Below are 24,345 nucleotides of genomic sequence, written 5' to 3'. Positions count from 1 at the left end.
CGCGGCTATCTCGCAGCGTTCGCCAGCCCCAATCAAGGACTCTTTCATGGAAATCCGCCCCATCCTGTCCACCCTGCAGCGTCACAAGACGGCTGCTGCGTTGATCGTGCTCGAAGTGGCCCTCAGCTGCGCCATCATCTCCAATGCGCTGTTCCTGATCGGCGATCGCCTGCAACGCACACAACGCCCCAGCGGGCTGGCAGAGAATGAACTGGTGACGCTCACCATCAGCGGCATCGGACGCGACGAAGATGCGCGCGCATTGACGGAAACGGATCTGGCCGCCCTGCGCAGTATCCCTGGCGTCAAATATGCGTCCAGCGTCAGCCAGATTCCCTACGGTGACAGCATGTGGGTCAGCGGCCTCAAACTGACCGCCGACCAGAAAAACTCCACGATCAACGTCAACGACTACACCGGGGACAGCCAGACCCTGGATACGATGGGCCTGACCTTGATACAGGGCCGCCGCTTCACGGAAGGCGAATTTACGTGGTCCGACGATAAGACGGCCACCATCCCAAGTGTCATCCTGACCAAAAGCGTGGCCGACAAACTGTTCCCCGGCCAATCGGCCTTGGGGAAGTCGATCTATCGCGGCGACACGCCCATGAAGATCGTCGGCATCGTGGAGCATTTGGCACGCGTCAACAATTACGGCGGCGCCGCTGCTTACGACGATTCAATGCTCACCCCGGTCAAGATGACCTACAAGGAGGGCGGCCGCTACTTGCTCCGCACCGATCCGGCGCGTCGTGACGAGGTCCTGCGTCAGGCAGTAGCCGCACTGGAGAAAAACAGCGCAAGCCGCATCATCGAAAATCCGAAAGCGTTCGAGGTGATGCGTCGAAATTTCTATCGCCAGGATCGCTCCATGGCCTGGCTGCTGGTCACCATGAGCATCGCGCTACTGATCGTCACCGCGCTCGGCATCGTCGGTCTAGCCAGCTTCTGGGTGCAGCAACGGACCAAGCAGATTGGCATCCGCCGTGCACTGGGTGCCACGCGCGGGCAGATCCTGCGCTATTTCCAGGTCGAGAACTTCCTGCTCGCCTCGATCGGCATCGTGCTTGGCATGCTCATGGCGTACTCGATCAATCTGTGGCTGATGGCCCGCTACGAGCTGCCACGCCTGCCGTTGATCTATTTGCCGATCGGGGCAGTCACCCTGTGGGCACTTGGCCAGATCGCGGTGTTCTGGCCGGCACGCCGCGCGGCCGCGGTGCCCCCAGCCGTCGCCACGCGCAGCGCCTGAGGCATTGCATGGGCCGTTGCCTCAAGCAGATCCGCAGGTGTGGCCGGAACCCCTCGCTGCAGGCGTTTCAGCCACAGATCCCTGCGACGGCAGTACTCAATTCGATGGATAGGATCCCTATGCGCCCTCTCGCCTGTTCCCTCATCGCAGTCAGCGCGCTCGCAGTAGGGACCGCGGCGGGTGCGCTGCATGCCGGCAGCGGCACGCCGATGCAGGCCGTCACGCAGACTGCTGGCGACCGACACGATCGTCAGGTGTTGCGCGTCGACAATCACCACCTGCGCTGGCAACACAACGCACAGACGCTGGTCCTGACCAGCGCCGCCGCTGGCCTGCTGGTCGCCGATGCCAGCAACACCCTGCTGCTGCAACTGCGCAAGGGCGACCGTCTGCGTTCGGCCAATGGCCAGGGCATCGCTAGCGTGGAGGATCTACTGCGCGCCTTGCGCGCCGCAGCAGGCACACCGGTGACCGTGGAGGTGCTGCGTGAGCAGGCGCCGCTGACGCTGCACTGGGCCGCGTCACTGTATGCCCCGTTGCTGCCGCCCGCGCCACCGCCGCCCCCATCGCCACCACGACCCGTACGGTAGCCGCCTTGGTCGCACGCGGGACGTTCCACCGGCTCTCTGGCGGCGCACGCATCACTCAGGATGCTCTGCCCTGCGGCCCCAGCCGACATGCCGCCATGGCATGCGGCAACGCCGGCTGGCGCCGTATGCTGCGATCATTGACGCGCACCACTTCCCTCCAAGAGACCGCGATGCCGCAGATCCTGATCATCGATGACAACAGCGCGGTCGCCATGGCGCTGGAGGTCCTGTTCTCGCTGCATGACATCGAATCGCGGCATGCGCATGCGCCGCAGGCAGGGCTGGACTTGCTGGAAGAGCAGCAATTCGACCTGGTCATCCAGGACATGAACTTCACCGCCGACACCACCTCCGGTGAGGAGGGCGAGGCGCTGTTTGCACAGATCCGCCAGCGCCACCCCGACCTGCCGGTGATCCTGCTCACCGCCTGGACGCACCTGGGCAGTGCGGTCGGACTGGTCAAGGCCGGTGCGGCCGACTACATCGCCAAGCCTTGGGACGACACCAAGCTGCTGACCACGGTCAACAACCTGCTGGAACTGTCCGAAACCCGCCGCGAGCTGGAGCGCCGTCGCAACCGCGAACGCCGTGGCCGCGAACAGCTGGCCGAGCGCTACGATCTGCGTGGCGCGGTGTTTGCCGACCCCGCCAGCGAACGGGCAATCGCGCTGGCCTGCCAGGTCGCGCGCTCGGATCTGCCGGTGCTGATCACCGGGCCCAACGGCAGCGGCAAGGAAAAGATCGCCGAGATCATCCAGGCCAATTCCGCGGTGAAGCGCGGGCCATTCGTCGCGCTGAACTGCGGCGCGCTGCCGGGCGAGTTGATCGAAGCCGAACTGTTCGGCGCCGAGGCCGGTGCCTACACCGGTGCCAACAAGGCACGCGAGGGCAAGTTCGAAGCTGCCGACGGCGGCACGCTGTTCCTGGACGAAATCGGCAACCTGCCGCTGGCCGGGCAGATGAAGTTGCTGCGCGTGCTGGAAACCGGCCGCTACGAGCGCCTGGGCTCCAATCGCGAGCGGCATGCCAAGGTGCGCGTCATCAGCGCAACCAACGCCGACCTGCCGGCGATGATCCGCGATGGCAGCTTTCGCGAAGACCTGTACTACCGCCTCAACACCGTCGAAATCGCCTTGCCCGCACTGGCCGAACGGCCAGGCGATATCGCACCGCTGGCCGAGCATTTCCTGGCGGGCGAGACCCTGCTCTCTCCGCAAGCGCGCGATGCACTGCAACGCCACAGCTGGCCGGGCAACGTGCGCGAATTGCGTAATGTGCTGCAACGCGCGATGTTGCTGGCCCAGGGCGTGCGCATCGAGGCCACCGATCTCAACCTGCCGCGCAGTGCCACTGCACGTCCAGCCCCGCTGCCCGGCGGCGAGCCGGATCGCGCACGCATCGAACAGGCCTTGGCGCGCGCACAAGGTGTGATCGCGCAGGCTGCGGCCGATCTGGGCTTGAGCCGGCAGGCGCTGTACCGGCGCATGGACCGTTACGGCATCAGCCAGGACTAGGCCGATGCTGTCGCGCTCCTTCACCTTCTCGCTGTTTCTGCGCCTGATTCCGGTGCTGGTGCTGGCTGCTGCCTTGCCGTGGGCCATTGCCTACTGGCTGGACCGTGGCTGGCAAGTGGCTGCCGTGTCGGCCTTGGTGGTGCTGCTGACGATGTGGTGGAGTCTGCAGCGCGCCACTGCGCCGATGCGCTCGCTGTTCCGCGCCCTGGCCGGCACCACCAGCAGCTACCGCGATGGCGAATACAACTTCGGTGTGTACTGGCGCGGCAATGACGAGCTGGCGCAGTTGGTACAGGCGCATGCCGAACTGGGCGAGGTCTTGCGTGCGCAGCGGCGCGATCTGGTGCAGCGCGAACTGATGCTGGACACCATGTTGCAGAACACGCCGGTGGCCATGTTGCTGGTGGTGCCCGGCGGCGATGGCCTGCGCCGCATCGGGTTTTCCAACAACGCGGCACGCAAGCTGCTGCATGGCGGCCGCAAGCTCGAGGGGCAGCATCTGGACGACGTGCTGGAGCGCATGCCCAACGAACTACGCGACGCGCTGGCACGTGGTGGCGACTGTCTGTTCGCGGTACGCGAAGACGGCGACGATGAAGACGACGAGCAGATCTATCACCTGTCGCGCCGCGCCTTCCATTTGAACGGTCGCGGCCACGAACTGCTGCTGATCCGCACCCTCACCACCGAACTGCGGCGCCAGGAAGTGCAGACCTGGAAGAAGGTGATCCGCGTGATCAGCCACGAATTGAACAACTCGCTCGCGCCGATCGCCTCGCTGGCGCACTCCGGTGCCGAGCTGCTGCGCCGTGAGCGCACCGATCGGCTGGGCACGGTGTTCGAGACCATCGAAGAACGCGCGCGCCACTTGGAGGGCTTCATTCGCGGCTATGCGCGCTTTGCCAAACTGCCGCAGCCGCAGTTGCAGACCATCGAATGGGCACCGTTTCTGGAGCGCCTGCGGCAGCAGATTCCGTTCCAGCTGGAGGGCACGCCTGTCGATGTCTCCAGCCGCATCGATGCCGCACAGATCGAACAGGCGCTGCTCAATCTGCTGAAGAACGCACACGAGGCCTGCAGTGAGGCGCAGCCGCCCAACAGCGAGGTGGCGGTGCGCGTCACCCGCTTGCCGCAGTGGCTACGCATCGAAGTGCTGGACCGCGGCAATGGCATGAACGAGGCGGTGTTGCACAACGCACTGATGCCGTTCTATTCGACCAAGCGCAACGGCACCGGCCTGGGCCTGGCGCTGACGCGCGAGATTGCCGAAGCGCATGGTGGCCGTATTTCATTGCACAACCGCGAGCACGGCGGCCTGTGCGTGACGTTGTTGTTGCCGCTGGATCCGGGCAGCTAAGAGCGGCTAACAAAACGTAGCGAGCAGTCGTCAGGTGGATGCGGACGGCGCGGAGGAACCGGAGTGTACCGGCGTACATGAGGATTCCGAGCACCGGCCGCGCCCGCCTGACGGCTGCGCAGTCGTTTTGATAGCTGCTCTAAGCGCCAAGGCCACTGCACGCTGTGTTGAGGTGTTGCGCGACCAGCCGGCAGTTGCACGTGGTGCACTCGCGCACCGCTGGATCATCCCCTGCAATCAACGTCGCAGCGCGTTCAATCATCGCGCAGCGTTGCCCGTGCTTCGATCCGTGGCCGCTGCAAGGGGCCGCAGGCATCATCGGCGCCAGTGGTGCGCGTCGGGGCAACCGGCCCTTGATATCCCTGCCCGACGGTATTGCCAATGAACTGCCCGCCCTGCGACGGGCATTCGCCATCGGTTTTGAACCAGTCGGAGAACGCCGCGTACTTGCCGGCCCTGATGAAGCGGTTGCCCTGCACCAGCGTGGCATCCGAGCGATCGCGGGTGCGAATCGCATCTCCACTGATGTCGGTAAAGCTGTTGTCCTCGATGCGATTGCCCGAAGAACTGCGCGCCAGATACAGCGCATGGACATAGCTCGCCGTCTGGGCAGCGTTCTCCACCGCACTGAAGTGATTGTGCTCGATCCGGTTGTTGCGCGAGTTCTGCAGCCGGATCGCCGCAAACGCGTAGGCCGCTTCAGGACTGCTGCCGTACACGCCGCCAATCCGCTCGAAGCGCATGTCGCGGATCACGTTGTCGCTGTTGCCATCGGCGCTGCGCTTGCTGCTGCCCAGATCCAGCGCCATCCAGTAATTGCGAATCGTCAGGCCGGCGAATGTCACACGGGTCGGCGTGTCCTTGCCGCCTCGCAAGGTGAACCAGGTCGCCGCACCGCGCCCATCGAACACCGGTGACGTCGCGCTGTCGGGTGCGGCGATGAAGCGCAGCGGCGCGCCGGTGATGACGTGCCATTGCACCGACTGCCGCTCATAGGTTCCCGCAGCGATGATCACATCTACCGCCGTAGCCGGCCGCTGCGCGATCAACCGCTGTTGTACGGCAGCGAGACTGCGCAGCGCGGTGGCAGCGCTGGTGCCGGCTGCGGTGTCATCGCCGTCAGGGGCGAGATACAGCCGGTAGACCGGTGCGGCTGATGCATGTGGCACGACACCCGCAAGTGCCAGCCACACCATCAACCACGCAATGGAGGGTCGCATGCGCATGCAGGAGCTCCTTAGTTTTCGGCGTGATGCATCGCGTCTGCAGCGCATGTGTCGTGCCGGAAACGCACAGCCCGCTTTCGCTGGAACACAGGCGCTTATTTCTTCTTGGGCCGCTCCCAGCCTTCAATTACGGTCTGACGTGGCCGCGCCACGCTGAGCTGGTGGGGTGGTGCATCGCGGGTGATCACCGAGCCGGCGCCAATCGTGGCCCCGGTGCCGATCTCGATCGGCGCCACCAACGCACTGTTGGAACCGACAAAAGCGCCGTCGCCGATCGTGGTCTGCGACTTGTTCACCCCGTCGTAGTTGCAGGTGATGGTGCCGGCGCCGATGTTGACCTTGCTGCCGATCACCGCATCCCCCAGGTAGGTCAGATGATTGGCCTTGCTGCCGGCGCCCATTACCACCTTCTTGGTTTCGACGAAGTTGCCGATATGCACGCCATCGGCGAGCACGGTGCCCGGGCGCAACCGCGCAAACGGCCCGATCTGCACCGCGCCTTCGGTCACCACGCCCTCCAGGTCGCAGTGCGCGCGCACCTGCGTGCCGGCGGCCAGCTGCACATCGCGCAGACGCACGAACGGGCCGATCACCACGCCATCGCCCAGGGTCACCTCGCCTTCGAGGATCACATCGATATCAAGCTGCACATCGTGTCCCACCTGCACACGGCCGCGCTGCTCCACGCGCGCCGGGTCGGCCATGCGCACGCCCTGCAGGCACAGCGCACGGGCGGCGCGTAGCTGCCAGGCCCGCTCCAGCTGGGCAAGCTGCCACGGGTCGTTTGCGCCCTCCACGTCCTGCGGGTCGGACACCTGCACCATGTCGGCAGGCGTGTAATCGGCCGCGGCGCTGGCGAACACGTCGGTGAGATAGAACTCGCCCTGCGCGTTGTCGTTGGACAGCCCACCCAACCATCGCCGCAAGGCGGTGGATTCGGCGGTGAGAATGCCGGTGTTGATGGTGCGGATGCGGCGCTGCTCGTCATCGGCGTCCTTCTGCTCGACGATTGCCGCAACCTTGCCTTCCGGGTTGCGCACGATGCGCCCGTAGCCGGTGGGGTTGGCCAGGTCCGCCACCAGCACCGCGATGCGGCCCGGCGCGTGCAGCAGCTCACGCAGGCTTTCGCTGCGGATCAGCGGCACATCGCCGTACAGCACCAGCACGGTCGCTGCGTCCGGCACGGCATGCAGCGCCTGCTGCACCGCATGCCCGGTGCCCAGCTGCTGGCGCTGTTCGGCCCACTGCAGATCGGACTGGTCGGCGAATGCGGCCTGCACCTGCGCGCCGCCATGTCCATGCACCACATGGATGGCCGCCGGCTGCAGTTCCCGCGCGGTGGCGATCACATGCGCGAGCATCGGCTGGCCGGCAAGCGGCTGCAGCACCTTGGGCAGCGCCGAGCGCATGCGCTTGCCCTCGCCAGCGGCCAGGATCACGACGTGCAGAGGCAGGGTCATCACGGGGTTCCATCGCAAAAGATGGCTTGAATTCTAGTCGCTGGCTGCCGGGTGCGTCATGACCATTGCGACTGCAACAGGCACCGATGACAGATTTTTAAGCGCCGCTGCCGTTAGGATGAGCGCCCCTCTCGACCTCCCCCAGCACATGAGCCTGTTCCGCCAAGGCGGCCAGTTCGCGATGATCGGCGCCCTGCAATTGGCCGTGGACTGCGGCATTTTCATTGCGTGCACGGCCGCCGGCATGCCGGCAGTGCCCGCCAATCTACTCGGGCGTATCAGTGGCGCAACGCTGGGGTTCTGGCTCAACGGGCGCTTCACCTTCGCCCAGCAGGGCGATGCACGGCTGGGCTGGCAGCGCTTCGCGCGCTTTGCGGTGATGTGGCTGGCGTTGACGGTGATCAGCACCTGGCTGCTCTCGGCCACCGTGGATCTGGTCGGCCTGCGCCAGGCGTGGCTGGCCAAGCCGCTGGTGGAAGGCGGGCTTGCGATCGTGTCGTTCTTCGTTGGCCGGCACGTGGTGTATCGCTGATCGCTGCAAGCCCAGACTGCGCGATCATGGTGCTATTCCGCGACGCCGGGCAGAAGCGCCGGCACGGCTGGCATGCAAACAGCTCGACCGGCGTGACTGGCAGCGTACGTCGCTTGATTGGAGCGTCCCCCTCTTAAGGGGACGGCGCCGTAGTGGCGGCTCACTTGAGGGAACGGCGCCTTAGTGACGTCTCGCTTGCACGCGGTTTGATGATCCGGCCGATTAAGAGCAGCCAACAACACGATTTTGCAGCTGCCATGCAGGCGCGGTCGGCGCTTGAAATCCTCAAGTACACCGGACACGTCGGTTGCTCCCCGCCGTGCGCAACCACATGACGATTAGTCGTTACGTTTAGCCGCTCTAGTGCACGTCAAGCAAAGCACAGCCAAAACCGGGGCAGAGCGCATCAGCCAGTGACGTGAGATCACACCGGCGATCGCACCCACACCCATCAGCTCGATCAGCTCGATCAGCTCGATCAGCCAGATCAGCCAGATCAGCGGCAGAAATCGCCCAGACCGCGAACCAGCGCGGCGCGGTGTACCGCATCCAGTTGCCATTGCGCGGAATAGTGCGCCGCCGCCCGCGCCGTACTGGCCGGGCAGTTGGGTGCTGCGCGTGCAGCGGCGGCTTCGGCCAGGGCATCGAGCAGTTCGCCCTGCAACGCATCCAGCCGCACACGCAAGGTCGACAGGTCTGGCCGCGCGGTGTCCGGCGCACGGCCGCGCTCATGCCATCGGTTCAGCAGCGCGTACTGCACCGATTTGTTGGCCTCGATCTGCGCGCCGAAGAACCGCGCTGCATCGTCGGGGTCCAGCCCATGCGCGGGCGCCTGGTCGCGCACGTTCTGCAGCACTGCCGCTTCGCGTGCCTGATCCAGCACCGGCTTGCCGCTGTCCCATTTACTCAACGCCACCGCGTCGCCAATCGCGTTGCGCTCGGCGATCTTGTCCAGCAACGGCGCGAGGGGTGGCTGGCTGCGCGCCGGCAACGCACAGCCCAGCAACACCACGGCAAGCGCGCCGTTCAGCGCGCAACCACGTAGGCCATCGGTCAGACGGGTCATGGGGGTTTCCTCGTTGAAGTTGAAGGGCATCGCGCTATCGCAGCATCGCCGGCAGCAGTGCGACCCGGGCGGGCAGTGTGCCGCCTGGTTGTGTCCAACGATGCCGACCACCGCAGGCACATCGCCAAAAACGAAACGCCGGCACAAGGCCGGCGTTTTCGTGTAGTGCGCTGTCTCGCAACTCAATGCTTGAGCGTGCGACGCAGCCGCTCCAATGCCTGCAACTGCACCGTGGCTTCGGCCAGCTGGCGCTGCGCCTGTTCCACGTCCACCGTGTCACCACGGTTGGCGAGCAGACGCTCGGCTTCTTCCTTGGCCTTGCGCACAGCCGCTTCGTCGATGTCCTGCGCACGAATGGCAGTGTCGACCAGCACGGTCACCACCTGCGGCTGCACCTCGAGGATGCCGCCGGAGATCGCAAAGTCCAGCTGCTCGCCGCTGGCGGTAGTCACCACCACCTTGCCTGGCTTGAGACGGGTGATCAGCGGCGCGTGCTTGGGCGCGATGCCCAGCTCGCCCAGTTCCCCGGTCGCCACGACCAGGGTCGCCTCACCGCGGAAGATCTCCTGCTCGGCGCTGACGATGTCGCAACGGATAGTGCTCATGGTGCCTCACTGTGTGAGGCGGGAATCGGGAATCGGGAGTGGGGAATCGGAAGAGCGGCATGCTGCGCGCGTTTCCATTCCTCTCAATTCCGATTCACCGATGACCCGCCTTTACGATTCCCGATTCCCGATTCTCGATTCCAGCCGCACAGCGGCTGGGATCGCATCAGGCCTTGGCGCTCATCTTGTTGGCCTTCTCGACCGCTTCTTCGATGCTGCCGACCATGTAGAACGCCTGCTCCGGCAGGTGGTCGTATTCGCCGTCGCAGATCGCCTTGAAGCCGCGGATCGTGTCCTTCAGCGAGACGTACTTGCCCGGCGAGCCGGTGAACACTTCGGCCACGTGGAACGGCTGGCTGAAGAAGCGCTCGATCTTGCGTGCGCGCGACACCGACTGCTTATCTTCTTCGCTCAGCTCGTCCATGCCCAGGATCGCGATGATGTCCTTCAGTTCCTTGTACTTCTGCAAGGTCTGCTGGACGCGCTGGGCGGTGTCGTAATGCTCGTGGCCGATCACCAGCGGGTCCATCTGGCGGCTGGTGGAGTCCAGCGGATCCACGGCCGGGTAGATACCCAGCGAGGCGATGTTACGGCTCAGCGTGACGGTCGAGTCCAAGTGGGCGAAGGTGGTCGCCGGCGACGGGTCGGTCAGGTCGTCCGCGGGCACGTACACGGCCTGGATCGAGGTGATCGAACCGCTCTTGGTCGAGGTGATGCGCTCCTGCAACACGCCCATTTCTTCGGCCAGGGTCGGCTGGTAACCCACGGCCGACGGCATGCGGCCGAGCAGCGCGGACACTTCGGTACCGGCCAGCGTGTAGCGGTAGATGTTGTCCACGAACAACAGCACGTCCTTGCCCTTGCCGTTCTCGTCCTTCTCGTCGCGGAAGTACTCGGCCATGGTCAGGCCGGTCAGTGCAACGCGCAGACGGTTACCCGGCGGCTCGTTCATCTGGCCGTACACCATCGCGACCTTGTCCAGGACGTTGGAGTCCTTCATCTCGTGGTAGAAGTCGTTGCCCTCACGGGTACGCTCACCCACGCCGGCGAACACGGACAGACCCGAGTGCGCCTTGGCGATGTTGTTGATGAGTTCCATCATGTTGACGGTCTTGCCGACGCCGGCGCCGCCGAACAGGCCGACCTTGCCGCCCTTGGCGAATGGGCACATCAGGTCGATCACCTTGATGCCGGTTTCCAGCAATTCGGTGCTGGACGACTGGTCTTCGTACGACGGCGCAGCGCGGTGGATTTCCCAATGGTCCGAGGCCTGCACGTCGCCGGCTTCGTCGATCGGGCGACCCAGCACGTCCATGATGCGGCCCAGCGTCCCGGCGCCAACCGGCACCGAAATCGCACGCTCGGTGTTGGTGGCCAGCAGGTTGCGCTTCAATCCGTCGGTGGAGCCGAGCGCAATCGTGCGCACGACGCCGTCGCCGAGCTGCTGCTGCACTTCCAGGGTGATGGCGGTGCCTTCGACCTTCAGCGCGTGATAGACCTTCGGCACTTCATTGCGCTGGAATTCGACGTCGACGACCGCGCCGATGATCTGAACGATCTTGCCCTGACTCATTATGCTGCTCCGGTTAGCTTTGTTCTGTCCGAGTGGCAGATGCCATCTCGTGGAATTTTGTGATTTGGGATTCGTGATTGGGGATTCGCAAGGGCGCAATCCGCTGCGCCCCTACCAATCCCGAATCCCCAATCCCGGCCGTACCTATACGGCTGCCGCGCCGCTGACGATTTCCGAAATTTCCTGGGTGATCGCCGCCTGGCGCGCCTTGTTGTAGACCAGTTGCAAGGTGCCGATCATCTTGTTGGCGTTGTCGCTGGCGGCCTTCATGGCCACCATGCGCGCGGCGTGCTCGGAGGCCACGTTTTCCAGCACGGCCTGGTACACCAGCGACTCGATGTAGCGCGTCATCACGTGCTCCAGCACGGTGGCGGCATCGGGTTCGTACAGGTAGTCCCAGTCGTGGTGCGCCACCTTGTGCTCGGCGGCCGGAAGCGGCAGCAACTGCTCGAAGCTGGCCTTCTGCGTCATGGTGTTCACGAAGCGGTTGTAGACCAGATACACGCGGTCCACCTTGCCCTCGGTGAAGGCATCCAGCATCACCTTGATCACGCCCACCAACTGCTCGATGTGCGGGCTGTCGCCAAGATGCGTGACGCTGCCGACCATGTTGACCTTGATCCGGCGGAAGAACGCCGAGGCCTTCTGACCGATGGTGACCACGTCGATCTCGGCACCCTTGTCCTGCCACGGGCGCACTTCGCCCAGCATCTTGCGGAACAGGTTGTTGTTCAGACCGCCGGCCAGGCCTCGGTCGGAAGAGATCACGATGTAGCCGACCCGCTTGACCTGCTCACGCTCCACCAGGAACGGATGCTGGTAGTCGGTGCTGGCCTGCGCCAGATGCCCGATCACCTGCTTCATGGCCTGCGCGTAGGGACGCGAGGTCTTCATGCGTTCCTGCGCCTTGCGGATCTTGGAGGCCGAGACCATTTCGAGCGCGCGCGTCACCTTGCGGGTGTTCTGCACGCTCTTGATCTTGGTTTTGATTTCGCGTCCGCCTGCCATACTCGCTCGCTTCGCTCGTGGGATTCGGGATTGGTGATTCGGGATTGGCTCAAGCCCCCCCGCATCCCGCACCACGACTCCCGAATACCTGAATCTGGAGATTCGTAAGTGGTGCTTCGAGTGGCCTAAACCCCCGAATAACCGCTCTTACGAATCCCGACTGCCCAATCCCAAATCCCGGCTACTGACTTACCAGCTGCCCGTGGTCTTGAACTCTTCGATGCCCTTCTTGAACGCGGCTTCGATGTCGTTGTCCCAACCGCCGGTGGTATTGATCTTGGAGACCAGCTCACCCTGGGTGTTGGCGAAGTGCGCGTGCAGGCCTTCTTCGAACGCCAGCAGCTTGTTGACCGGCACTTCATCGAGGTAACCCTCGTTGACGGCATAGATCGACAGCGCCTGATTGGCGATGGACATCGGCGCGTACTGCTTCTGCTTCATCAGCTCGGTGACGCGCTGACCGCGCTCGAGCTGCTTGCGGGTGGCTTCGTCCAGATCCGAGGCGAACTGCGCGAACGCCGCCAGCTCACGGTACTGCGCCAGCGAGATACGGATGCCGCCGGACAGCTTCTTGATGATCTTGGTCTGGGCCGCACCACCGACGCGCGACACCGAGATACCGGCGTTCACGGCCGGACGGATACCGGCGTTGAACAGGTCGGTTTCCAGGAAAATCTGGCCGTCGGTGATCGAAATCACGTTGGTCGGCACGAATGCGGACACGTCACCGGCCTGCGTCTCGATGATCGGCAGTGCGGTCAGCGAACCGGTCTTGCCGGTCACCGCACCGTTGGTGAACTTCTCCACGTACTCCTCGGACACGCGCGCGGCGCGCTCGAGCAGACGCGAGTGCAAATAGAACACGTCGCCCGGATAGGCTTCGCGGCCCGGCGGGCGCTTGAGCAGCAGCGAGATCTGGCGGTAGGCCACGGCCTGCTTGGACAGATCGTCGTACACGATCAGCGCGTCTTCGCCGCGGTCCATGAAGTATTCGCCCATGGTGCAGCCAGCGTAGGGGCTGATGTACTGCATCGCGGCCGATTCGGACGCGGTCGCCGCCACCACCACGGTGTGCGCCAGCGCGCCGTTCTCTTCGAGCTTGCGCACGATGTTGGCAACGGTCGAGGCCTTCTGGCCGATCGCCACGTACACGCACTTGATGCCGGTGCCTTTCTGGTTGATCACCGCATCGATCGCCAGCGCGGTCTTGCCGGTCTGACGGTCACCGATCACCAGCTCGCGCTGGCCACGGCCGATCGGGATCATCGCATCGACCGACTTGTAACCGGTCTGCACCGGCTGATCGACCGACTTGCGCCAGATCACGCCCGGGGCCACACGCTCCACCGGTGCGGTCTGGGTGGCGCCCAGCGGGCCCTTGCCGTCGATCGGCTCGCCCAGTGCGTTGACCACGCGGCCAAGCAGCTCAGGACCGACCGGCACTTCCAGGATACGGCCGGTGGTCTTGGCCACGTCGCCTTCGCGCAGGTTTTCGTAATCGCCCAGCACCACCGCGCCGACCGAATCGCGCTCCAGGTTCAACGCCAGGGCGAAGGTGTTGTTCGGCAGTTCGATCATTTCGCCCTGCATCACGTCGGCCAGGCCGAAGATGCGCACGATGCCGTCGGACACGCTGGTCACGGAGCCTTCGTTGCGCGACTCGGCGGACAGCTTGACAGCCTCGATGCGGGTCTTGATCAGGTCGCTGATTTCGGAGGGGTTGAGCGTGGTTGCCATCGTTCAGTCCTAGGTGCCGGCCACGAGGGCCATGCGTTTATGTGAATTCAGTGGGCGAGCGAGTTCTGCAGGCGCGCAAGCTTGCCCTTCAGCGAGCCGTCGATGACCATCTCGCCGGTGTCGATCACCGCGCCGCCGATCAGCGAAGCGTCCACCGCGGTGGTGACATCCACCTCGCGGCCGAAGCGCTTCTTCAGCGCGGCAGTGATCGTGGCCAGCTCGGCCGGGCTCATGTCGGTGGCCGAGGTCACCGTCGCTTTCACGACGTGCTCGGCTTCGGCACGCAACTGCTCGTACAACCCTGCAATTTCCGGCAGCAGGGCCAGCCGTTGTGCATCGGCCAACAGGCCGAGAAAACGCTGATAGTCCGCTTCGGCAGCCGGCGGCGCCAGCAGCGTCACGGCCTGATCCTGGTGCAGCGCCGGATTCAGCAACAGCGCAGCCACGCGCGGATCGCCGGCGACCTGCGCCGAGAACGCAAGTGCATCGGACCAGGGCGCGAACTTGCCGCCCTCACGCGCAATCGCGAATGCGGCACGGGCGTAGGGACGGGCAAGTGTGAGGGCCTGGCTCATCGATCAGATCTCCGCTGCCAGTTCGTCGAGCAGTGCCTTGTGGGCAGTGGCATCGATTTCGCGCTTGAGCAGCTTTTCGGCACCGCTGACAGCCAGCGACGACACCTGACGGCGCAGTTCTTCGCGGGCACGGGTGGCCGATGCGTCGATTTCGGCCTGGGCCAGATCCTTCTGACGGTTGGCTTCGGCAATCGCTTCGAGCTTGGCCGCTTCGATGACCTGATTGGCGCGCGCGTGGGCCTGGTCGATGATCTCGTTGGCCTTGGTGCGTGCGTCCTTCAGCGCCTCGTTGACCTTCTCCTGCGCCTGCGCCAGATCCTTCTGGCTCCGGTCGGCCGCAGCCAGACCTTCAGCAATCTTTTGCTGACGCTCTTCGATCGCCTTCAACAGCGGCGGCCAGATTTTGGTCGCGACGATCCAGATCAGACCGGCGAAGGCCAGCGCCTGGGCAAAGATGGTAAGGGTGATGTCCATGGGTCGCTCAATCGCTCTTTAGGGGTGAAAGCGCCACCGCACGGCGACGCTTTCCGACCTTCATCCGCGGACGCAACCACCATGGCTGCGTCCACATCCTGCTACCGCTGGATCAGCCGGCAGCCTGCGACAGACGCTCGATGAACACCTGGGCCAGCGGGTTGGCGAAGGCGAACAGCAGGCCGACAGCGACGCTGATGATGAACGCGGCGTCGATCAAGCCGGCGGTGATGAACATGCGGACCTGCAGAACCGGGATCAGTTCCGGCTGGCGAGCGGCAGATTCCAGGAACTTGCCAGCCATGATGGCCAGACCGAGGCCGGCACCCAGCGCGGCCAGGCCGATCATGATGCCGACGGCGAGGACGGTGGAGCTCTGGACTTGGGCGAGGTTGGTCAGGACGGCGAGGTACATGGTGATCTCCGAACGAAAGTTTCTAAGGGTGATGGATAAATCGGGATAAAGCGGATGAAGGGTGAAACGAAACTCAGTGACTGTCTTCCGCAAGGCTCAGGTACACGATCGACAGCATCATGAAAATGAAGGCCTGTAGCGGAATCACCAACAGGTGGAACAGCATCCAGCCGAGGCCGAATACGCCGCCGGCAACCATGCCGGCGATGCCCGCACCGCCCAGCACCCAGATCAGCAGGAAGACGATCTCGCCGCCGAACATGTTGCCGAACAGTCGCATCGCCAGCGAAATCGGCTTGCTCAGCCACTCGACGATGTTCAGGAGCAGGTTGAACGGCATCATCCACTTGCCGAACGGCGCCGTGAGGAATTCCTTGGTCATGCCGCCCACGCCCTTGGAGCGCAGCGAGAAGACGATCATCAAGAAGAACACGCTGATCGACATGCCCAAGGTGGCATTGACGTCGGCGGTGGGGACCGGCTTCCAGGCGTGGATGCCAGCCCAGCCCAGCGGGATGGCGATGAAGTCGGCCGGGATCATCTTGATGAGATTCATCAACAGGATCCAGAAGAAGATCGTGATCGCGATCGGGGTCACCAGCTTGCTGGTGCCGTGATAGGTGTCCTTGGCCTGGCGATCGACAAATTCCAGGCAGATCTCGACAAACGCCTGCCACTTGCCCGGCACGCCGGCAGTGGCATTGCGCGTGGCCATCCAGAATGCGAAGACCATCACCAGGCCCATCAACACGGCCATGACCAGGGTGTCGACGTGGATGGTCCAGAACGTGCCGCCGCCATCCCGCACCGGATAAACCAGGTTCTGCAGGTGGTGCTGGATATAGGAGGTAGGTGTTGCTGCCTCGCCCGCCATGTGTCCGGAGCCCTTTAAGTTCGAATCAACGCCTGGCCAGAGCCAGAACTTGAAAAATCAGCCCGATGGCGATACCCGCCAACAAGGCCAGAGGAGGCAGCCGCCACAGGGCAAAGCCCAGCGCCAGCGCCACGAAAACCAACACCCACTTCAGCACCATCGCCAGAATCAGACGGACCATGGCAATGCCCGCCGCCTGGATGCCGCCCCCCAGCGCCGTCCGCGCCGCCACCCAGCCGCCCAACACCGTCGCAAACCCGGTCAATGCCAGACCGGCAGAGTAACGGGGCCCCATCAGCAGCAACCCCAGACTGGTTATAGCTACAGCGGCAAGCGGATATACCGCAGCGCGCAGCATCAACCGCCGACCCGCGTCAACGGAGTTCAGCACTACGGGTACCTTGCGTGTGGATGGGTGGGAAGCGCAGATGCGCCTCGTCGAGCCGCGAAAGTATAGCAATTGGACAAATTGCGAGACAACCGGGAGAAGTCATGAACTTGTTGCGACGCACCATGCCGGTGCCACGCGACGGGAGGAACTTTGCCACAAACCGGCTGTCAGAACCTGCGAGGCCTGCACATCCTCGTCGAAAGGTTCCACTGCAGGCTGCGTCTAGGAGCCCTGGGAGACCGGGGCTCCTGCTTTTGTGACGCATTTTGTCGCACCCCCACCTTCCCACCTCCGGTCCAATCCGCCGACCTCCGCGGCGGTGTGACAGCACTCAGACACCACAATGGTGCGTATTGACCCGGATGTCGCGGGACAGGCAAAGCGGACCGTTTTGTCCGATTGCTAGGAAGTTCTTCACTTCGGTACCACAACGCTTTCACTCTTGGTGGACGCGCTTTTACCGATAGTGCGCGCCACAGGCCCGATCGCCTGCCTTCCAAGAATACGGAGCTCCCCATGAAACACCTGCTCGCACTGGCCATCCCGTGCGTTTTGGCCGCTGCCTATGCCGCGCCTGCCCACGCCGAAGATACCGATGATCGCTTCCAGATCCGTCTTGGCGCGATGAACATCGATAACGACAACACCCTGCGTGGCAACACCGTGGTGGCTGGCAACGAAATCGCCCTGGACCAGGATTTCGATTTCGGTGGCAAGGAGTGGGAGCCGCGCATCGATGGCGTGTTCCGCATGAGCACCCGCCAGCGTTTGATCTTTGACTACTTCAAGTACGACAAAGATCGCCGCGAGACCCTGGGCGAAGACGTCAGCGCCGGTGGTTTCACCGTGCCGAGCGGCAGCTTCATCAAGGGCGAGCTCAAGTACCAGGTGGCCAGCCTGGTGTACGACTACTCGGTCGTCGACACTCCGGAATTCAGCCTGGGCCTGCAGATCGGTGCCGAATACGCCAAGGTCGAGGCCAACGCCTACGCCGACCTGGGTGATGTGTTCACCGGCGACGTGCTCGACGAGAGCGAAGACGGCGTGGCACCGGTGGTGGGTATCCGCTTCACCGCACGTCCGAGCGAGCATTGGCTGTTCAACGTGCAGGGCCAGTACCTCAACACCAGCTGGGGCGATTTTGGCGACTATTCGGGCGACCTGAGCCGTGCCAATGCGATGGCCGAATACCGCTTCACCAAGAACTTCGGCATCTTCGCCGGCTACGACTGGTTCAAGCTCGACGTCGACCAGCGCGGCAGCGATGGCCTGATCGGCCTGAAGCAGGAGTTCAAGGGCCCGGTTGCAGGCGTGACGTTCGCGTTCTGATCTGCGCTGCCCCCGTGTGACGCAACGCCCCGCCTTGTGCGGGGCGTTGTCGTTTTGGTGTCTGCGTCTGCGTCTGCATCTGCATCTGCGCGTTACTCCACGCGCTGCGTGCAGCATGCGCAATGCGCGACTGCTGCGCAAACCTGGGATGCGCGTCTGCGCGCCTCACCCCATACCCCCCCCCTGCTTGCCTGCCGCGTGCTTGATGCGTGATCGCAGCGCTACCGCCAGCGGCTACCTGGTATCCAGGCTGATGAAAACCTGCATCACTGCACGTGCCACACACACTGTGTGCTGCGCGATAGATCGATGCTCGCGGGCAGAGCATCACGCGCTCACGCACTACACCGCACTGCCGCACTGCACCGCACTGCACTGCCCCGTAACACCGCAGCGCGGCGTCAGTTGCGACGGTTCAATCGGCGACGCGTTCGCCGCCCTTGATCACGCTCTCCACCTGCATCAGCACGCTCACGTCCTGCAGCGGATCGCCGCTCACCGCGATCAGATCGGCGTAGCGCCCCGGCGCGATGGCACCGACGTCGGCACTGCGCCCCAATGCATCGGCGGCGTCTACGGTGGCGGCGCGAATCGCCTCCAGCGGGGTCATGCCCCACTCCACCATCTTGGCGAACTGTCGCGCGTTGTCGCCATTGGGATATACGCCGGCATCGCTACCGAACACCAGCCGCACGCCCGCCGCATGTGCGGCGCGAAAGGTCTCGCGTTGCTTGCGCCCGATCTGGCGCTCCTTCTCCAGCGACTCGGCAAACAAACCGTTCTTTTCGCCCTCGGCCAGGATGTAGTCGTCGTTGTAGATGTCCATCGAAAACCAGGTGCCGCGCGCCTTGGCCAGCTTGAAGGATTCGGCATCGGCCAGGCTGGCGTGCTCAATGGTGTCGGCACCGGCGCGGATCGCATCGTTGATGCCGGCGGTGCCATGCGCATGCACGGCGACCTTCAAGCCCAGGCGATGCGCCTCGTCCACCAGCGCGCGCATTTCCTCCAGGCTGTACTGCTGCCCGCCAACGCTGTCGGTCTTGGACAGCACGCCGCCAGTGCCGCAGAACTTGATCACTTCGGCGCCGTATTTGCGCAGCGTGCGTACCGCTGCGCGGATCGCATCCGGGCCATCGGCCACACCGGGGCCGGTGACGCGCACCGATGGCGGGAACTCGGTGGCATCGCAGTGCCCGCCGGTCGCGCCGATGCCGTAGGTCGCCGGCACGATGCGCGGTCCCGGCACGGTGCCGCGCTCGATCGCCTGATTGAGCGCGACATCGTCATAGTTGAGCGAACCAACATTGCGCACCGTGGTGAACCCGGCGCGGAGCGTCTTGGCGGCGTTGGCCACGCCCACCACGGTCCAGAAATTGTCGGTGTATTCCAGGCCCTTGTAGCCGCCCAACGTGGGATCCACGGTGAGATGCACATGCATGTCGATCAGCCCGGGCAACAGCGTGCGCTCGCCCAGGTCGATGCGCTGCGCCTGTGGTGGCACCGGGTCGCCCTGGCGACCGACACGCGTAATACGGCCGGCGACGACGTCGATCTGCGGGCGCTCCACATAGCGTCCTGCCTGCACATCCAGCAGGCGGGCGGCGGTGATGACGGTGGTCTGGGCCTGCGCGCTCAGCGACGTGCACGCGCACCCTGCGGCGACCAACAACGCCGACATCCTTACCTTGACCATCCGTTGTCTCCCCAGGCGCGAACCCGGTGTCCGCGGCTCGATGGTGCAAGCGCGCTGCCTGGCGTGCAAGCTGCGCTGCGGGGTCATGTTCGTGGTTGCAGCGTCGCGGTTGCAGCGGCGTCGCACGATGCTGCGGTGATGGAGCCACGTTCGCGCACGCAGTGGCGCGAGCGCGTGGCAGCACGCGCCACTGCTCGCGCAGGATGGGCAGGACGCGCCCAACGCTGCCCTTGCCGACACCGGCGCACATCACGCATGCCCTGGCATCGCCGTCGAGTCGACCTCGCATCGACGACCTGCAGGCATGCCTGCCTAACGACAAACGCCCCGCAATGCGGGGCGCTGTCAGCACACAAGACGCTGTGCGGCTTACTTCTTCTTGGGGATATACAGATCGGTGATGGTGCCGTCGTATACCTCGGCCGCCATGCCAACCGACTCGCTCAGGGTCGGGTGCGCATGGATGGTGTGGCCGATGTCTTCGGCTTCGGCGCCCATCTCGATGGCCAGGCCGATTTCGGCCAGCAGATCACCGGCATGCACGCCGACGATCGCACCACCAATGATGCGGTGGGTGTCTTCGTCAAAGATCAGCTTGGTGAAGCCTTCGGTGCGGCCGATGCCGATCGCACGGCCGCTGGCGGCCCACGGGAACTTGGCCACGCCCACCTTCAAGCCCTTGGCCTTGGCCTCGGTTTCGGTGACGCCCACCCAGGCGATTTCCGGGTTGGTATAGGCAACCGACGGAATCACCCGCGCCACCCATTCCTTCTTCTCGCCAGCAGCCACTTCGGCGGCCAGCTTGCCCTCGTGGGTGGCCTTGTGGGCCAGCATCGGGTTACCGACGATGTCGCCGATGGCGAAGATGTGCGGCACATTGGTGCGCATCTGCCGGTCCACCGGGATAAAGCCGCGTTCGGTGACGGTAACGCCGGCCTTTTCAGCGCCGATCTTCTTGCCGTTGGGCGAGCGACCCACCGCGACCAGCACGCGATCGAAGGCGGTCGCCTGCAGGCCAGGCTTTTCGCCTTCGGTGGCCGCTTCGAACGACACCGTGATGCCCTTGGCATCGGCGCTGACGTCGGTGGCCTTGGTCTTGAGATGGACCTCGACGCCCTGCTTCTTCAGGCGATCGGCCAGCGGCTTGACCAGGTCCTTGTCGGCGCCCGGCATCAGCTGGTCCATGAACTCGACCACGGTGACCTTGCTGCCCAGCGCGCTGTACACCGTGGCCATTTCCAGGCCGATGATGCCGCCGCCGACCACGAGCAGGGTCTTGGGGATGTCGTGCAGTTCCAGCGCGTCGGTGGAGTCCATCACGCGCTTGTCGTCCCACGGGAAGTTCGGCAGCTTCACCGCCTGCGAACCGGCGGCGATGACGCAGTGCTCAAAGCGCAGCAGCTGGGTCTTGCCGTCGTCGCCGACGATCTCCAGCTCGTTGGGCGAGACGAAGCTGGCCACGCCGGTGACGGTGCGCACCTTGCGCTGCTTGGCCATGCTGGCCAGGCCGCCGGTGAGCTTGCCGACCACTTTTTCCTTGTACTCGCGCAGCTTGTCCAGGGTGATCTTGGGCTGGCCGAAGTCCACGCCGAAGTCGCCGGCATGGGCCACTTCATCGATCACCGCAGCGGCATGCAGCAGCGCCTTGGACGGGATGCAGCCAACGTTGAGGCAGACGCCGCCCAGGCTGGCGTAGCGCTCGATCAGCACCGTGTCCAGGCCGAGGTCGGCGGCGCGGAACGCGGCGGTGTAGCCGCCAGGGCCGGCGCCGAGCACCACCATCTTGCATTCGATATCGGCGGCCTTGCCGCTGGCCAGCGCCGGCTTGGGCGCGGCCGGTTCGGCCGGGGCGCGGTGCGACGGGGTCACCGGCGGCTTGCTGCCGGGTGCGGCCGCCGCGGGGGCCGCAGCAGGTGCAGCAGGCGCAGCGGCCTTGGTCTCGGCCTTCGGCGCGGCCGGTGCGGCAGCGGCCTCGCCTTCGGTCTCCAGCAGCAACACCACTGCGCCTTCGGACAGGTTGTCGCCAATCTTGACCTTGAGTTCCTTCACCACACCGGCGGCCGAGGACGGCACTTCCAGCGTGGCCTTGTCCGACTCCAGCGTCACCAGGCCCTGGTCCTTGACCACGCTGTCGCCAACGGCGACCAGCACTTCGATGACGGGGACATCGCTGTAATCGCCGATGTCCGGAACCTTGATTTCAATGACCGCCATTTGCTTCTCCTGTGGCTTAACCGGCGGTGCCGGCAAGCGTCTGCTGGAGTTCATCCAGCGACGATTCGATTTGGGTCCAGCGCTTGTCGCGCTTCTTTTCCTTGCCTTCGCTGGCTTCGATCAGCAGCGCGGCCTGCTGCAACAGCAGCTCGCCAACACCGCAGCTCGGGCGCGTGCCGCTGTAGCGCACGCCATCGACCAGGAACGACAGCACTTCGCCTTCGGTGACCGGTGCGGTCTGGCCGCTCGGTGCGAGCTGGGTCAGTGCCGTGGTCCAGCTGCCGACCAGGCGTTGCGCCAGCGCCGCCGGGATCGGGATCTCGACGGTTTCAGGGGTCTGTTCGGTGCGGAACTGCACCGCGCCGCGGTCGGTCTGGCTGACCCAGCTGTAGACCCGCTCGTCGGCACGGCTGAAGCGCACCGTCCAGTCGCTGCCGGACTTGCCCGGCACCAGCGCGATGCCGCTTTCGACACCACGCGTTGGCAGGGTCAGCAACGACAGCATCGGCTTGGCGCCGCCATCCAGCAGCGTAGTCACCGCGGTGCCGTAGTTGCCCACCGCCGGCGGCCAGCCGCGGCCCAGCGTGCTGGCGCATTCGCGTGCGGCCGCGGACGACCACGGCAGCACACCCAGCAAGGCGAGCGTCAGCAGCGCTGCTCTCACAGCAGGACGCGTCGCATGTCGGCGAGCACCTGGCTGAGATAGGTGGTGAAGCGCGCGGCCAGCGCGCCGTCGATGACGCGGTGGTCGTAGCTCAACGACAACGGCAGCATCAGCTTCGGTGCGAAGTCCTTGCCGTTCCAGACCGGCTGCATCGCCGACTTGGACACGCCCAGGATCGCCACTTCCGGTGCATTGATGATCGGCGTGAACGCGGTGCCGCCAATGCCACCGAGCGAGCTGATCGAGAAGCAGCCGCCGCTCATGTCGGCCGGGCCCAGCTTGCCGTCGCGCGCCTTCTTGGCCAGCTCGCCACTTTCCTGCGCGATCTGCAGCACGCCCTTCTTGTCGACGTCGCGGATCACCGGCACGACCAGGCCGTTCGGCGTGTCAGCGGCAAAGCCGATGTTGATGTACTTCTTCAGCGTGAGGTTTTCGCCGGCCGCATCGAGCGAGGCGTTGAACTCGGGGAACTTCTTCAGCGCCGCGGCGCTGGCCTTGATGAGGAAGGCGAGCATGGTCAGCTTGATGCCGGCCTTCTCGTTCTCCTTGTTCAGCGCCACGCGCAGGGCTTCCAGGTCGGTGATGTCGGCCGATTCGAACTGGGTGACGTGCGGAATCATGGCCCAGTTGCGCGCCAGGTTCGCACCGGAAATCTTCTTGATGCGCGACAGCGGCTGGGTTTCGGTTTCGCCGAACTTGCTGAAGTCCACCTTCGGCCAGGCCAGCAGGTTCAGGCCGTTGCCACCACCGGCCGGTGCGGCACCGGCTGCGGCAGGCGCGCCGCCGCTGAGTGCGGCCTTGACGAAGCGCTGCACGTCTTCACGGGTGATCCGGCCGCCCTTCTCGCTGCCCTTGATCTGGTTCAGATCCACGCCCAGCTCGCGCGCGAACACGCGCACCACCGGGCTGGCATACGGCACCTTGGACGGCAGCACGCTGTCGGCATCGAAGGTCACCGGCGGGCTGCTCGGGGTGCCGGACGCTGCCTGGGCCGGCTGCGATGCCGCGGTGGAACGGGCCGACTGCACCTGCGCGATCTCGCGCTGGGCCAGCTTGTCCGGCTCGGCCGGGACGGCCACCGGCTCGACCTTGCCGGCGGTTTCAGCGGTGTCGGTGGTGGGCTTGGCCGGGGACTGCGCCGCACCGGCGCCGCCATCGCTGGCAGCGATGATCGCCACCAGATCGCCCTGCGACAGGCTGTCGCCGACCTTGACCTTGAGCTCCTTGATCACGCCGGCCACCGACGAGGGCACTTCCATCGTGGCCTTGTCCGATTCCAGCGTGACCAGGCTCTGGTCCTTGGCGACGGTATCGCCCACCGCCACCAGTACTTCGATCACCGGCACGCCGCTGTAGTCGCCGATGTCCGGCACACGGGCCTCGACCTGACCGCCGACAGACGCTGCAGCAGGCGCCGCCGGCTCCGCCTTGGCAGCCGGCGCAGGTGCGGCAGCAGGTGCAGCCTTGGCGGGCGCAGCGGCAGGCGCTGGCGCCGCAGCCGTCTCGGCACCGGCATCGGCTACTTCGATCAGCGCGACCAGCGCGCCCTGCGACAGGCTGTCACCGACCTTGACCTTGATCTCCTTGACCACGCCGGCCACCGACGAGGGCACTTCCATCGTGGCCTTGTCCGATTCCAGCGTGACCAGGCTCTGGTCCTTGCTGACCGTATCGCCGACCGACACCAGCACTTCGATCACCGGGACATCGCTGTAGTCACCGATATCGGGGACAAGTGCTTCCTTGATTTCGGCCATACGGGAACTCCGGCAACAGAATGGGGAAACCCCTAT

Annotated in this window: 22 protein-coding genes and 1 other RNA gene; 6 read left to right on the top strand and 17 right to left on the bottom strand. The window is 64.8% G+C overall.

Annotation, left to right across the window (positions count from 1 at the left end):
* The first annotated feature begins 46 nt into the window (after positions 1 to 46).
* The 4 genes from QRM89_RS16425 (at position 47) to QRM89_RS16410 (ending at position 4,716) form a co-directional block, all read left to right on the top strand.
* Positions 47 to 1,255: an FtsX-like permease family protein gene (locus QRM89_RS16425; RefSeq protein WP_285448495.1), complete on the top strand. Its 1,209-nt coding sequence runs from the start codon at positions 47 to 49 to the stop codon at positions 1,253 to 1,255.
* A gap of 119 nt (positions 1,256 to 1,374) precedes the next feature.
* A complete protein-coding gene (locus QRM89_RS16420; RefSeq protein WP_285448494.1) occupies positions 1,375 to 1,845 on the top strand; it encodes a PDZ domain-containing protein in 471 nt (156 codons plus the stop codon).
* Between the two features lie 170 nt (positions 1,846 to 2,015).
* The gene (locus QRM89_RS16415) at positions 2,016 to 3,359 is read left to right on the top strand and encodes a sigma-54 dependent transcriptional regulator (RefSeq protein WP_285448493.1); all 1,344 of its coding nucleotides are present in this window, start codon (positions 2,016 to 2,018) and stop codon (positions 3,357 to 3,359) included.
* Positions 3,360 to 3,363: 4 nt separating this feature from the next.
* A complete protein-coding gene (locus QRM89_RS16410) occupies positions 3,364 to 4,716 on the top strand; it encodes a HAMP domain-containing sensor histidine kinase (RefSeq protein WP_285448492.1) in 1,353 nt (450 codons plus the stop codon).
* Between the two features lie 4 nt (positions 4,717 to 4,720).
* Here the strand turns inward: QRM89_RS16410 and QRM89_RS16405 are convergent.
* The 3 genes from QRM89_RS16405 to glmU all read right to left on the bottom strand — a co-directional run bounded on the left by QRM89_RS16405 (position 4,721) and on the right by glmU (position 7,402).
* Positions 4,721 to 4,795: non-coding RNA, sX9 sRNA (locus tag QRM89_RS16405), on the bottom strand.
* A gap of 175 nt (positions 4,796 to 4,970) precedes the next feature.
* Positions 4,971 to 5,942 carry a right-handed parallel beta-helix repeat-containing protein gene (locus QRM89_RS16400; RefSeq protein ID WP_285448491.1) on the bottom strand — a complete coding sequence of 324 codons (972 nt, stop codon included), beginning with the start codon at positions 5,940 to 5,942 and terminating at the stop codon, positions 4,971 to 4,973.
* Between the two features lie 95 nt (positions 5,943 to 6,037).
* Complete coding sequence (glmU, locus tag QRM89_RS16395) at positions 6,038 to 7,402, bottom strand: bifunctional UDP-N-acetylglucosamine diphosphorylase/glucosamine-1-phosphate N-acetyltransferase GlmU (RefSeq protein WP_285448490.1); 1,365 nt, start codon at positions 7,400 to 7,402, stop codon at positions 6,038 to 6,040.
* A 148-nt stretch (positions 7,403 to 7,550) separates the two neighbouring features.
* On the opposite strand from glmU, the gene QRM89_RS16390 reads away from it, so the two are divergent.
* The gene (locus QRM89_RS16390) at positions 7,551 to 7,934 is read left to right on the top strand and encodes a GtrA family protein (RefSeq protein ID WP_012439314.1); all 384 of its coding nucleotides are present in this window, start codon (positions 7,551 to 7,553) and stop codon (positions 7,932 to 7,934) included.
* Between the two features lie 496 nt (positions 7,935 to 8,430).
* Here QRM89_RS16390 and QRM89_RS16385 read toward each other — a convergent pair whose 3' ends face one another.
* The 10 genes from QRM89_RS16385 to QRM89_RS16340 all read right to left on the bottom strand — a co-directional run bounded on the left by QRM89_RS16385 (position 8,431) and on the right by QRM89_RS16340 (position 16,652).
* Positions 8,431 to 9,000, bottom strand: coding sequence for a chorismate mutase (locus QRM89_RS16385; protein WP_115004043.1), 570 nt, complete (start codon positions 8,998 to 9,000; stop codon positions 8,431 to 8,433).
* Between the two features lie 182 nt (positions 9,001 to 9,182).
* Entirely contained in the window at positions 9,183 to 9,605 is a 423-nt protein-coding gene (locus QRM89_RS16380; RefSeq protein ID WP_011035802.1) for a F0F1 ATP synthase subunit epsilon, read from the bottom strand.
* Between the two features lie 166 nt (positions 9,606 to 9,771).
* The gene (gene atpD / locus QRM89_RS16375) at positions 9,772 to 11,178 is read right to left on the bottom strand and encodes a F0F1 ATP synthase subunit beta (protein WP_011035801.1); all 1,407 of its coding nucleotides are present in this window, start codon (positions 11,176 to 11,178) and stop codon (positions 9,772 to 9,774) included.
* A gap of 144 nt (positions 11,179 to 11,322) precedes the next feature.
* On the bottom strand, positions 11,323 to 12,186 hold the full coding sequence (gene atpG / locus QRM89_RS16370) for a F0F1 ATP synthase subunit gamma (RefSeq protein WP_011035800.1): 864 nt from the start codon (positions 12,184 to 12,186) through the stop codon (positions 11,323 to 11,325).
* Positions 12,187 to 12,375: 189 nt separating this feature from the next.
* On the bottom strand, positions 12,376 to 13,923 hold the full coding sequence (gene atpA / locus QRM89_RS16365) for a F0F1 ATP synthase subunit alpha (RefSeq protein ID WP_011035799.1): 1,548 nt from the start codon (positions 13,921 to 13,923) through the stop codon (positions 12,376 to 12,378).
* Positions 13,924 to 13,970: 47 nt separating this feature from the next.
* Positions 13,971 to 14,498 (bottom strand): F0F1 ATP synthase subunit delta, encoded by a 528-nt coding sequence (locus QRM89_RS16360; protein WP_011035798.1) that lies wholly within the window; start codon positions 14,496 to 14,498, stop codon positions 13,971 to 13,973.
* A gap of 3 nt (positions 14,499 to 14,501) precedes the next feature.
* Complete coding sequence (locus QRM89_RS16355; RefSeq protein WP_285448489.1) at positions 14,502 to 14,972, bottom strand: F0F1 ATP synthase subunit B; 471 nt, start codon at positions 14,970 to 14,972, stop codon at positions 14,502 to 14,504.
* 112 nt (positions 14,973 to 15,084) lie between these two features.
* A complete protein-coding gene (atpE, locus tag QRM89_RS16350; protein ID WP_002814105.1) occupies positions 15,085 to 15,387 on the bottom strand; it encodes a F0F1 ATP synthase subunit C in 303 nt (100 codons plus the stop codon).
* A 73-nt stretch (positions 15,388 to 15,460) separates the two neighbouring features.
* Positions 15,461 to 16,261: a F0F1 ATP synthase subunit A gene (atpB, locus tag QRM89_RS16345; RefSeq protein ID WP_011035796.1), complete on the bottom strand. Its 801-nt coding sequence runs from the start codon at positions 16,259 to 16,261 to the stop codon at positions 15,461 to 15,463.
* Between the two features lie 25 nt (positions 16,262 to 16,286).
* A complete protein-coding gene (locus QRM89_RS16340) occupies positions 16,287 to 16,652 on the bottom strand; it encodes a hypothetical protein (protein WP_011035795.1) in 366 nt (121 codons plus the stop codon).
* A 516-nt stretch (positions 16,653 to 17,168) separates the two neighbouring features.
* Here QRM89_RS16340 and QRM89_RS16335 point away from each other — a divergent pair.
* Complete coding sequence (locus QRM89_RS16335; RefSeq protein ID WP_042594608.1) at positions 17,169 to 17,981, top strand: hypothetical protein; 813 nt, start codon at positions 17,169 to 17,171, stop codon at positions 17,979 to 17,981.
* A 415-nt stretch (positions 17,982 to 18,396) separates the two neighbouring features.
* Here the strand turns inward: QRM89_RS16335 and QRM89_RS16330 are convergent, their stop codons facing one another.
* The 4 genes from QRM89_RS16330 to aceF all read right to left on the bottom strand — a co-directional run bounded on the left by QRM89_RS16330 (position 18,397) and on the right by aceF (position 24,309).
* On the bottom strand, positions 18,397 to 19,674 hold the full coding sequence (locus QRM89_RS16330; protein ID WP_228431447.1) for an amidohydrolase family protein: 1,278 nt from the start codon (positions 19,672 to 19,674) through the stop codon (positions 18,397 to 18,399).
* A 369-nt stretch (positions 19,675 to 20,043) separates the two neighbouring features.
* Positions 20,044 to 21,888, bottom strand: coding sequence for a dihydrolipoyl dehydrogenase (gene lpdA / locus QRM89_RS16325; protein ID WP_285448488.1), 1,845 nt, complete (start codon positions 21,886 to 21,888; stop codon positions 20,044 to 20,046).
* A 16-nt stretch (positions 21,889 to 21,904) separates the two neighbouring features.
* The gene (locus tag QRM89_RS16320) at positions 21,905 to 22,552 is read right to left on the bottom strand and encodes a hypothetical protein (RefSeq protein ID WP_019237994.1); all 648 of its coding nucleotides are present in this window, start codon (positions 22,550 to 22,552) and stop codon (positions 21,905 to 21,907) included.
* A complete protein-coding gene (gene aceF, locus QRM89_RS16315; RefSeq protein WP_273673299.1) occupies positions 22,549 to 24,309 on the bottom strand; it encodes a dihydrolipoyllysine-residue acetyltransferase in 1,761 nt (586 codons plus the stop codon). Before aceF ends, QRM89_RS16320 begins: the two co-directional genes overlap by 4 nt.
* Positions 24,310 to 24,345 lie beyond the last annotated feature (36 nt).

The organism is Xanthomonas sp. LMC-A-07 (assembly GCF_030208825.1).
Taxonomy (GTDB): domain Bacteria; phylum Pseudomonadota; class Gammaproteobacteria; order Xanthomonadales; family Xanthomonadaceae; genus Xanthomonas; species Xanthomonas campestris.
Note: the sequence above shows the minus strand (reverse complement) of the source record. Positions and strands in the feature narration are given on the sequence as shown.

What these genes read in the sequence shown, in the direction of transcription:
- atpD (WP_011035801.1), bottom strand. Translation starts at nt 11,178, where the DNA reads ATGAGTCAGGGCAAGATCGTTCAGATCATCGGCGCGGTCGTCGACGTC.
- atpG (WP_011035800.1), bottom strand. Translation starts at nt 12,186, where the DNA reads ATGGCAGGCGGACGCGAAATCAAAACCAAGATCAAGAGCGTGCAGAAC.
- QRM89_RS16390 (WP_012439314.1), top strand. Translation starts at nt 7,551, where the DNA reads ATGAGCCTGTTCCGCCAAGGCGGCCAGTTCGCGATGATCGGCGCCCTG.
- QRM89_RS16410 (WP_285448492.1), top strand. Translation starts at nt 3,364, where the DNA reads ATGCTGTCGCGCTCCTTCACCTTCTCGCTGTTTCTGCGCCTGATTCCG.
- QRM89_RS16385 (WP_115004043.1), bottom strand. Translation starts at nt 9,000, where the DNA reads ATGACCCGTCTGACCGATGGCCTACGTGGTTGCGCGCTGAACGGCGCG.
- QRM89_RS16415 (WP_285448493.1), top strand. Translation starts at nt 2,016, where the DNA reads ATGCCGCAGATCCTGATCATCGATGACAACAGCGCGGTCGCCATGGCG.
- atpE (WP_002814105.1), bottom strand. Translation starts at nt 15,387, where the DNA reads ATGTACCTCGCCGTCCTGACCAACCTCGCCCAAGTCCAGAGCTCCACC.
- QRM89_RS16380 (WP_011035802.1), bottom strand. Translation starts at nt 9,605, where the DNA reads ATGAGCACTATCCGTTGCGACATCGTCAGCGCCGAGCAGGAGATCTTC.
- aceF (WP_273673299.1), bottom strand. Translation starts at nt 24,309, where the DNA reads ATGGCCGAAATCAAGGAAGCACTTGTCCCCGATATCGGTGACTACAGC.
- lpdA (WP_285448488.1), bottom strand. Translation starts at nt 21,888, where the DNA reads ATGGCGGTCATTGAAATCAAGGTTCCGGACATCGGCGATTACAGCGAT.
- QRM89_RS16330 (WP_228431447.1), bottom strand. Translation starts at nt 19,674, where the DNA reads ATGGTCAAGGTAAGGATGTCGGCGTTGTTGGTCGCCGCAGGGTGCGCG.
- QRM89_RS16425 (WP_285448495.1), top strand. Translation starts at nt 47, where the DNA reads ATGGAAATCCGCCCCATCCTGTCCACCCTGCAGCGTCACAAGACGGCT.
- QRM89_RS16420 (WP_285448494.1), top strand. Translation starts at nt 1,375, where the DNA reads ATGCGCCCTCTCGCCTGTTCCCTCATCGCAGTCAGCGCGCTCGCAGTA.
- QRM89_RS16355 (WP_285448489.1), bottom strand. Translation starts at nt 14,972, where the DNA reads ATGGACATCACCCTTACCATCTTTGCCCAGGCGCTGGCCTTCGCCGGT.
- atpA (WP_011035799.1), bottom strand. Translation starts at nt 13,923, where the DNA reads ATGGCAACCACGCTCAACCCCTCCGAAATCAGCGACCTGATCAAGACC.
- QRM89_RS16360 (WP_011035798.1), bottom strand. Translation starts at nt 14,498, where the DNA reads ATGAGCCAGGCCCTCACACTTGCCCGTCCCTACGCCCGTGCCGCATTC.
- QRM89_RS16335 (WP_042594608.1), top strand. Translation starts at nt 17,169, where the DNA reads ATGAAACACCTGCTCGCACTGGCCATCCCGTGCGTTTTGGCCGCTGCC.
- QRM89_RS16400 (WP_285448491.1), bottom strand. Translation starts at nt 5,942, where the DNA reads ATGCGCATGCGACCCTCCATTGCGTGGTTGATGGTGTGGCTGGCACTT.
- glmU (WP_285448490.1), bottom strand. Translation starts at nt 7,402, where the DNA reads ATGACCCTGCCTCTGCACGTCGTGATCCTGGCCGCTGGCGAGGGCAAG.
- atpB (WP_011035796.1), bottom strand. Translation starts at nt 16,261, where the DNA reads ATGGCGGGCGAGGCAGCAACACCTACCTCCTATATCCAGCACCACCTG.